The following is a 6,404-nucleotide window of genomic DNA, read 5'->3' as shown; positions in this document are numbered from 1 at the left end:
GTCGTAGACTACGGTCTGCGGCTTTTTTTGTTTGTGGCGAAACAGCGAAAAGTGGCTAATCTCGGCTTGAATCGGGAATCTTAATAAGGTAGAGACTGGTGGCGCGTTAGGAAGGAGAGGAGCGTCATGGACTGGATTGAAGCGTATGTTGATGAAGTGGTCAGGCATGTCCCGCCGAAGCGGAGAGACGAAGCTGCCGTTGCGATTAGGGAGGATATCGAAGCGAAGCTGCCGGATCAGCCGACCGAGACGGAAGTGAAGCGCGTGCTCGAACAGATGGGACATCCGGCCATCGTTGCTGCGCGTTATAAAGACGGCCAGTATTTGATTGGACCTAAGTTTTTCCCGATGTATGTCAATGTGGTCAAGCTCGTCGTCCCGATCGTGATGGCTGTAGTCTTCTTCGGTTTGCTCATGGCGAGCATCCCGACATTCTCTGGACCGGCCATGCCGACAATCGGAATCTTTCTCACGAATTTGTTCGACACGTTATGGGACGTTGGGATTCAACTCGTTTTTTGGATCACGCTCGTCTTCTTTTTGATTGAGCGTTACGCGCCGAGCGATGCGGTCGCCCCTGACATGAGTTGGAATGTGTCCACATTGCGTGATCGGGACCGCGGAGGACGGATCAGTAAATTGGATGCCGGATTCGGATTGTTCTTTACGGCGGTTTGGTTCGGGGTGTATTTGAACGCCGAGCGGTTTCTCGGGATTTATGAGTCGACAGGGGACGGTTTTTCGATGATTGTCCCGATTTTTAATCAATCGTTCTTGTTTGAAGTGGTCTGGTTGTTCTTAGCCGTCATTTTGCTTCAAGTCGTCCTCGGTGTTTGGAAATGGATGAAAGGACGTTGGACGTATACACTCGCCTCGTTCAATTTGATCTATAACGTGGCCTCGGCCGCCTTTATCATTTGGATGGCGGGTTCGTCGCGCTTGTTCGACCCGCGCTTTATCGACTGGGTCGAACTAAATGTCCCGAACGATGTGTTCTCGTTCGGGTGGGTGTTTGGATTGGTTGTGGCCATCACGGTTCTGGCGGCTGTGTTTGATACGATTGACGGGTACCGGAAGGCTTGGAAGACACCGACACATCGAAAACGCCCGATTGCCCAGCCGTAAAAAAGATGATGCCTCGCTTTTGAGCGGGGCATCATCTTTTTATCTTACTTTTGCTTCACGAGCGACTGTCAATTGTTTCCCGATTTTTTCAAGAATGAGTTCGACTGAATCCGGATCGTTAATCAAGTCATATTCTTCAATTGATAGACGAAGTACCGGGCACAAGTTGAAGTTGTTGATCCATTCTGTGTAGCGGGCGTACATTTCTTCCCAATACGCGATCGGTGTTTGTTGTTCCATCTCACGGCCACGCAGTTGAATGCGGTCGAGCACTTGCTCGAATGAGCCTTCGAGATAGATCAGTAGATCAGGGTGCGGGAAGAACGGCGTGAGCACCATCGCTTCGAACAGGCTTGAGTAGGTCTCGTAATCTGTCGGCGACATCGTGCCTTTTTCATAGTGCATCTTCGCGAAGATGCCTGTATCTTCATAAATCGAACGGTCTTGAATGAAGCCGCCGCCGTATTGGAAGATTTTCTTCTGTTCTTTGAACCGCTCTGCCAAGAAGTAGATTTGAAGATGGAAGCTCCAACGCTCAAAATCATGATAGAATTTATCGAGGTATGGGTTCGTGTCCACTTTCTCGAGAGAAGTGCGGAAATTGAGGGCGTCGGCAAGCGAGTTCGTGATTGTCGATTTACCGATTCCGACCATTCCACCGATCGTAATGATCGTGTCGTTCGGAATGTTATATTTTTCATTCAGCGTCATTTTAGTTGGGCTCCTTTAGTCAATTCTAGTTCGCGTTCAATCGTCGTGAGAACGTGCGTCAAATCGTCCGGGTTTTGGACAAAATCAAGTTCGTCTCCGCTGAACGAAAGAATCGTCACTTCGGGGTGAGTCGCACGGTACGATTCGACAAACGTTTCGTAATCCCGGGCGAGTTGTTCGAGGTAGTCGCGAGACATGTTCTCTTCTACTTCACGTCCACGCAACGCTACGCGTTTCATAAGCGTCTCGATACTGGCGTGCAAGTAGATGACGACATCGGGTTTCGGCATATCATGTGTCAAAATCTTATAGATTTGCTCATACTTGTTCAAGTGGGCTGGTCTCAGCGAACGGTGGGCAAAAATCAAGTTCTTGAAAATATGATAGTCTGAAACGACGGATTGCTGTTGGCTCAAGTGGTGTTTGTGGATATCGTCTAATTGCTTGAATCGATTGCATAAGAAGAACATTTCCGTTTGGAAACTCCATTCTTCGATATCTTCATAAAACTTGCCGAGAAATGGGTTTTCTTCTACAATTTCATTCAGCATCTGCATTGAAAAGTGCTGACTGATGATATGGGCCAGTGACGTTTTCCCGACACCAATCGGTCCCTCTACCGTTATAAACATATGATGTCATCCTCCATTATCCAAAGTGCAAGTTCCATTCTAGCACACAATGAAGAAGATAGGGCGAGCGAAATGATTTTCATTTTTTTCATACTATGTGACAAGAAACGGGGTGTTAATATGGAACGAGATGAACGATTTATGAGGCTCGCCATCGCCGAAGCAAAGAAGGCGGAAGCAATCGGGGAAGTCCCGATCGGTTGTGTCATCGTTAAAGGAGAAGACGTGATCGCGACCGGCTATAACCGGCGTGAAACGGATTTATTGGCGGCGGCGCATGCCGAGATGATTGCGATTGAATCAGCGAATACGGTACTCGGTAACTGGCGGCTTGAAGACTGTGAACTGTTCGTGACGTTAGAGCCTTGTCCGATGTGCGCGGGTGCGATCATCCTCTCGCGCGTGAAGCGTGTCGTGTTTGGTGCCCGCGATCCCAAAGGCGGATGTTGCGGGACACTCATGAACCTTCTTCAAGACGATCGGTTCAATCATCAAGCTGAAGTGACCGAAAACGTTTTAGCAGAAGAATGTGGAGAGCTACTAACAACCTTCTTCCGCGGCCTTCGAGAACGGAAGAAGCAGGCTCGGCTTGAACAGAGAGGTTGCAACGCATCTGATTAAACAGTATAATGTAATAGCACTCGAAGAAGTGCTTAACTTCATTTACCCATTTGCCGTGCTAGGCGGGGAGGTAGCGGTGCCCTGTAACTCGCAATCCGCTATAGCGAGACTGAATTCCGATTCGAGGGAGTGCATTGGTGTGGCCCGTCCTCGTGTAAGTGGCGTTGACGTCTGAGTCCTGCGCAACGGTCACCCATGAACCAGGTCAGGTCCGGAAGGAAGCAGCCTTAAGTGGTGACGTACCGTGTGCCGCAGGGGTGCTTGGGCCGAGCAAACTGCATGAGTAACGCACATTGACGTGCTTTCAGAAATCGGTGCGCGGCAGATTTATTTAATAACTTTAATCTACGGCCCCAGGGTTGTAGATTTTTTTGTATGATGAAATAAAAGATGAAACGATGAAAGGAGGCAGGGACATGGCGTATCAAGCATTGTATCGGGTCTATCGTCCGCAGTCATTCCAAGAGGTAGTCGGTCAAATACACATCACACGCACGATTCAAAATGCGTTACTCGAAGAACGGATGTCACACGCTTATTTATTTTCTGGTCCGCGAGGTACGGGGAAGACGAGCCTCGCGAAGATTATCGCGAAGGCAATCAACTGCGAAACGGCGCCGACGAGGGAACCGTGTAATACGTGCCCAACCTGTGTGGCGATTACGGAAGGGACGAGCCCGGACGTATTCGAAATCGATGCAGCTTCAAACAACGGGGTCGATGAGATCCGCGAAATTCGAGACAAGGTCAAGTATCCGCCTTCGCAAGCGCGTTATAAAGTGTATATTATCGATGAAGTGCATATGCTTTCGACAGGGGCGTTCAATGCACTATTGAAAACGTTGGAAGAACCCCCCCCCCATGCGATCTTCATTTTAGCGACGACGGAGCCCCATAAGATTCCGGCGACCATCATCTCACGTTGCCAACGTTTCGATGTGAAGCGGCATGAAGTCGGTCAACTCCAGACACGAATGGCTTACATTTTGAACGACCAAGATTATGACTATGATCCAGAAGCGCTCAAATTGATTGCCCGTGCCGCTGACGGCGGTATGCGTGATGCACTGAGCCTGCTTGACCAAGCGCTTGCGTTTAGTGACGGCCGTTTGACGGAAGAGGCAGTGCTCGAAGTGACGGGTGCGGTTACGGATGACGCTCTTCTTGATATGGCATATGGATTGCAGCAGAGACAACTCGATCAAATTCTGAAGACGCTTGAGACGATGTTGCGTGAAGGGAAGGACTTGAAACGGTTTATCGAAGATCTCGTGTTCGTGCACCGGGATGCCCTTCTATTAAAAGCATCTCCGCAAGCGGTAGATTTACTAGAACGAGCCCGTCCAAACGAGACGTTCCGCCAATTCGTGGAAACGACCTCGACGGATGAGCTGTTTCAAGTGATCGAAGAATTAAATGAGTGTCAGCAACAGATGCGCTTATCCAACCATCCGAAAGTATTGGTCGAGCTGACGTTCATTCGCATTGCCGAGCAAGGACGGACGATGACCGAACAAATGAAGCAGCTTCAAGATCAAGTACGTGAATTGAGTCGTGAGTTGAATGAAGTGAAGAAAAATGGGGTGGCGGTCACAGAGGCCGCTGTCGAGAAGCCGAAAGTGATGAAGCGGACGCAAGTTCGTGTTCCGAAAGAGCGGATCCGCCAGTTGTTGCAACGGGCTGAGCGGCAGCATTTGAATGCAATCCGTGATAGTTGGGAAGACATTATGGTCAACATCCGCACGGTGGACGGCCCGATTTTCGCGCTGTTCTATGAGAGTGAAGCTGTCCTTTGTGCAAGTGACACCTTACTGGTACAATTTAAAGATGGGATGACATGGCACTACGAGCAGGTCAGTTCAAACGGCCGGACCCGCGATGTGATCGAGCAAGCGTTGTTCGAAGTGACGGGGATTCGTCGAGAAATCATGGCCGTGCTCGAGAGCGATTGGGTCGAGTTAAAAAACGAATTCATCCTTCGTAAACAATCCGAACGTTCAGACCATAAAGAAGAAGAGAAGGTCGAAGAAGACCCGCTCATTGTTCAAGCTGTCGAACGATTTGGAGATGTCGTTGAAATCGAAGAAGTTTAAAAGGAGGCGCTCGATATGCGTGGAATGGGAAACATGAACAACATGATGAAACAGATGCAGAAAATGCAAAAAGATATGGCGAAAGCGCAAGAAGAATTAAAGGACTTGACGGTTGAAGGCACAGCCGGAGGCGGGATGGTCAAAGTGATTGTCAGTGGCCATAAAGAAGTAATGGATATCATCATCGCGGAAGAAGCGGTCGACCCAGATGACGTCGATATGTTGCAAGACCTTGTTTTAGCGGCTGTCAATGACGCCATGAAACAAGCCGACCAACTCGTCAACGATAAGATGGGACGTTTTACGCAAGGGATGAACCTTCCAGGTTTTTAAGTGAAGAAAGGAAAGATGCGAGTTGCAATACCCTGAAGCAATCGGACGCTTGATTGAAAGCTTTACAAAGTTGCCAGGAATTGGTCCGAAAACTGCCATCCGGCTAGCGTTCCATGTATTAGATATGGAAGAGGACGATGTATTGACGTTCGCCAAGGCGCTTGTCAGTGCGAAGCGTGATATTAAATACTGTACAGTGTGCGGACATATTACAGACGTCGATCCGTGTGCGATCTGTAAAGATTCGCACCGAGATGAAACGATCATCTGTGTCGTGCAAGATTCACGAGACGTTATTGCAATGGAGAAGATGCGGGAATATCGAGGGAAGTATCATGTGTTACATGGGGCGATTAGCCCGATGGAAGGGATTGGACCTGAAGATATTAACGTATCGAGTTTGCTGACGCGTCTGCAAGAGAACGAAGCGGTCAGTGAAGTGATTTTGGCGACCAACCCGAACATTGAAGGGGAAGCTACATCGATGTATCTATCGAGACTGCTCAAACCGACCGGGATTAAAGTGACGCGTCTGGCGCACGGACTTCCTGTCGGGGGCGATTTAGAGTATGCGGATGAAGTAACCCTCTCCCGGGCGATGGAAGGTCGCCGAGAACTATGAGGTGGTTTCGCAAACCTTTGCGGGATAGTTATGATCAACGGTTTCTAAGAGAACTGTTAGATGCGAAGGCGAAGTACGAAGCGAAGCGCTACATGCTTGAAGTGAGTGTTGAAGACACTGGTGAGTTGGCTGCTCAAGTGAAGCAGGCTGAAGCACTATACTTTTTTTATCTAAAGGAAGCAAAGCGACGACAAGTGTCCCTTTCTAATTTACGAACTTGAGACGAGGCGAAAGTCTCGTCTTTTTTCTCTATATAATGAAGGAACT

8 protein-coding genes and 1 other RNA gene are annotated in these 6,404 nt (G+C 48.9%); 7 read left to right on the top strand and 2 right to left on the bottom strand.

Features of this window, described 5'->3' with window-relative positions; translation table 11 throughout:
• Positions 1-126: 126 nt before the first annotated feature.
• Positions 127-1,125 (top strand): hypothetical protein, encoded by a 999-nt coding sequence (locus A6395_RS07780; protein WP_071398616.1) that lies wholly within the window; start codon positions 127-129, stop codon positions 1,123-1,125.
• A 39-nt stretch (positions 1,126-1,164) separates the two neighbouring features.
• On the opposite strand, the gene A6395_RS07775 is transcribed toward A6395_RS07780, so the two are convergent.
• The gene (locus tag A6395_RS07775) at positions 1,165-1,836 is read right to left on the bottom strand and encodes a deoxynucleoside kinase (RefSeq protein ID WP_016510587.1); all 672 of its coding nucleotides are present in this window, start codon (positions 1,834-1,836) and stop codon (positions 1,165-1,167) included.
• Positions 1,833-2,468, bottom strand: coding sequence for a deoxynucleoside kinase (locus A6395_RS07770; protein ID WP_070329502.1), 636 nt, complete (start codon positions 2,466-2,468; stop codon positions 1,833-1,835). Before A6395_RS07770 ends, A6395_RS07775 begins: the two co-directional genes overlap by 4 nt.
• Positions 2,469-2,588: 120 nt before the next feature.
• Here A6395_RS07770 and tadA point away from each other — a divergent pair, with 120 nt between their 5' ends.
• From tadA to A6395_RS07740, 6 genes are all read left to right on the top strand, one after another.
• Positions 2,589-3,089, top strand: coding sequence for a tRNA adenosine(34) deaminase TadA (gene tadA / locus A6395_RS07765; protein WP_016510583.1), 501 nt, complete (start codon positions 2,589-2,591; stop codon positions 3,087-3,089).
• Positions 3,090-3,142: 53 nt separating this feature from the next.
• An RNA gene (gene ffs, locus A6395_RS07760) (signal recognition particle sRNA large type) lies at positions 3,143-3,411 on the top strand.
• A gap of 94 nt (positions 3,412-3,505) precedes the next feature.
• A complete protein-coding gene (dnaX, locus tag A6395_RS07755) occupies positions 3,506-5,182 on the top strand; it encodes a DNA polymerase III subunit gamma/tau (RefSeq protein ID WP_071398615.1) in 1,677 nt (558 codons plus the stop codon).
• 15 nt (positions 5,183-5,197) lie between these two features.
• A complete protein-coding gene (locus tag A6395_RS07750) occupies positions 5,198-5,515 on the top strand; it encodes a YbaB/EbfC family nucleoid-associated protein (RefSeq protein ID WP_035386845.1) in 318 nt (105 codons plus the stop codon).
• Positions 5,516-5,537: 22 nt separating this feature from the next.
• A complete protein-coding gene (gene recR, locus A6395_RS07745; protein ID WP_070329500.1) occupies positions 5,538-6,137 on the top strand; it encodes a recombination mediator RecR in 600 nt (199 codons plus the stop codon).
• Between the two features lie 17 nt (positions 6,138-6,154).
• Positions 6,155-6,358 carry a YaaL family protein gene (locus tag A6395_RS07740; protein ID WP_233589743.1) on the top strand — a complete coding sequence of 68 codons (204 nt, stop codon included), beginning with the start codon at positions 6,155-6,157 and terminating at the stop codon, positions 6,356-6,358.
• Positions 6,359-6,404 lie beyond the last annotated feature (46 nt).

The organism is Exiguobacterium sp. SH31, assembly GCF_001816105.1.
Classification (GTDB): domain Bacteria; phylum Bacillota; class Bacilli; order Exiguobacteriales; family Exiguobacteriaceae; genus Exiguobacterium; species Exiguobacterium aurantiacum_A.
This window is presented reverse-complemented; position numbering and strand designations above follow the sequence as displayed.

Excerpts from the sequence above, each read along its gene's own strand:
- A6395_RS07780 (WP_071398616.1), top strand. The coding sequence starts at position 127 with ATGGACTGGATTGAAGCGTATGTTGATGAAGTGGTCAGGCATGTCCCG.
- A6395_RS07775 (WP_016510587.1), bottom strand. The coding sequence starts at position 1,836 with ATGACGCTGAATGAAAAATATAACATTCCGAACGACACGATCATTACG.
- A6395_RS07770 (WP_070329502.1), bottom strand. The coding sequence starts at position 2,468 with ATGTTTATAACGGTAGAGGGACCGATTGGTGTCGGGAAAACGTCACTG.
- tadA (WP_016510583.1), top strand. The coding sequence starts at position 2,589 with ATGGAACGAGATGAACGATTTATGAGGCTCGCCATCGCCGAAGCAAAG.
- dnaX (WP_071398615.1), top strand. The coding sequence starts at position 3,506 with ATGGCGTATCAAGCATTGTATCGGGTCTATCGTCCGCAGTCATTCCAA.
- A6395_RS07750 (WP_035386845.1), top strand. The coding sequence starts at position 5,198 with ATGCGTGGAATGGGAAACATGAACAACATGATGAAACAGATGCAGAAA.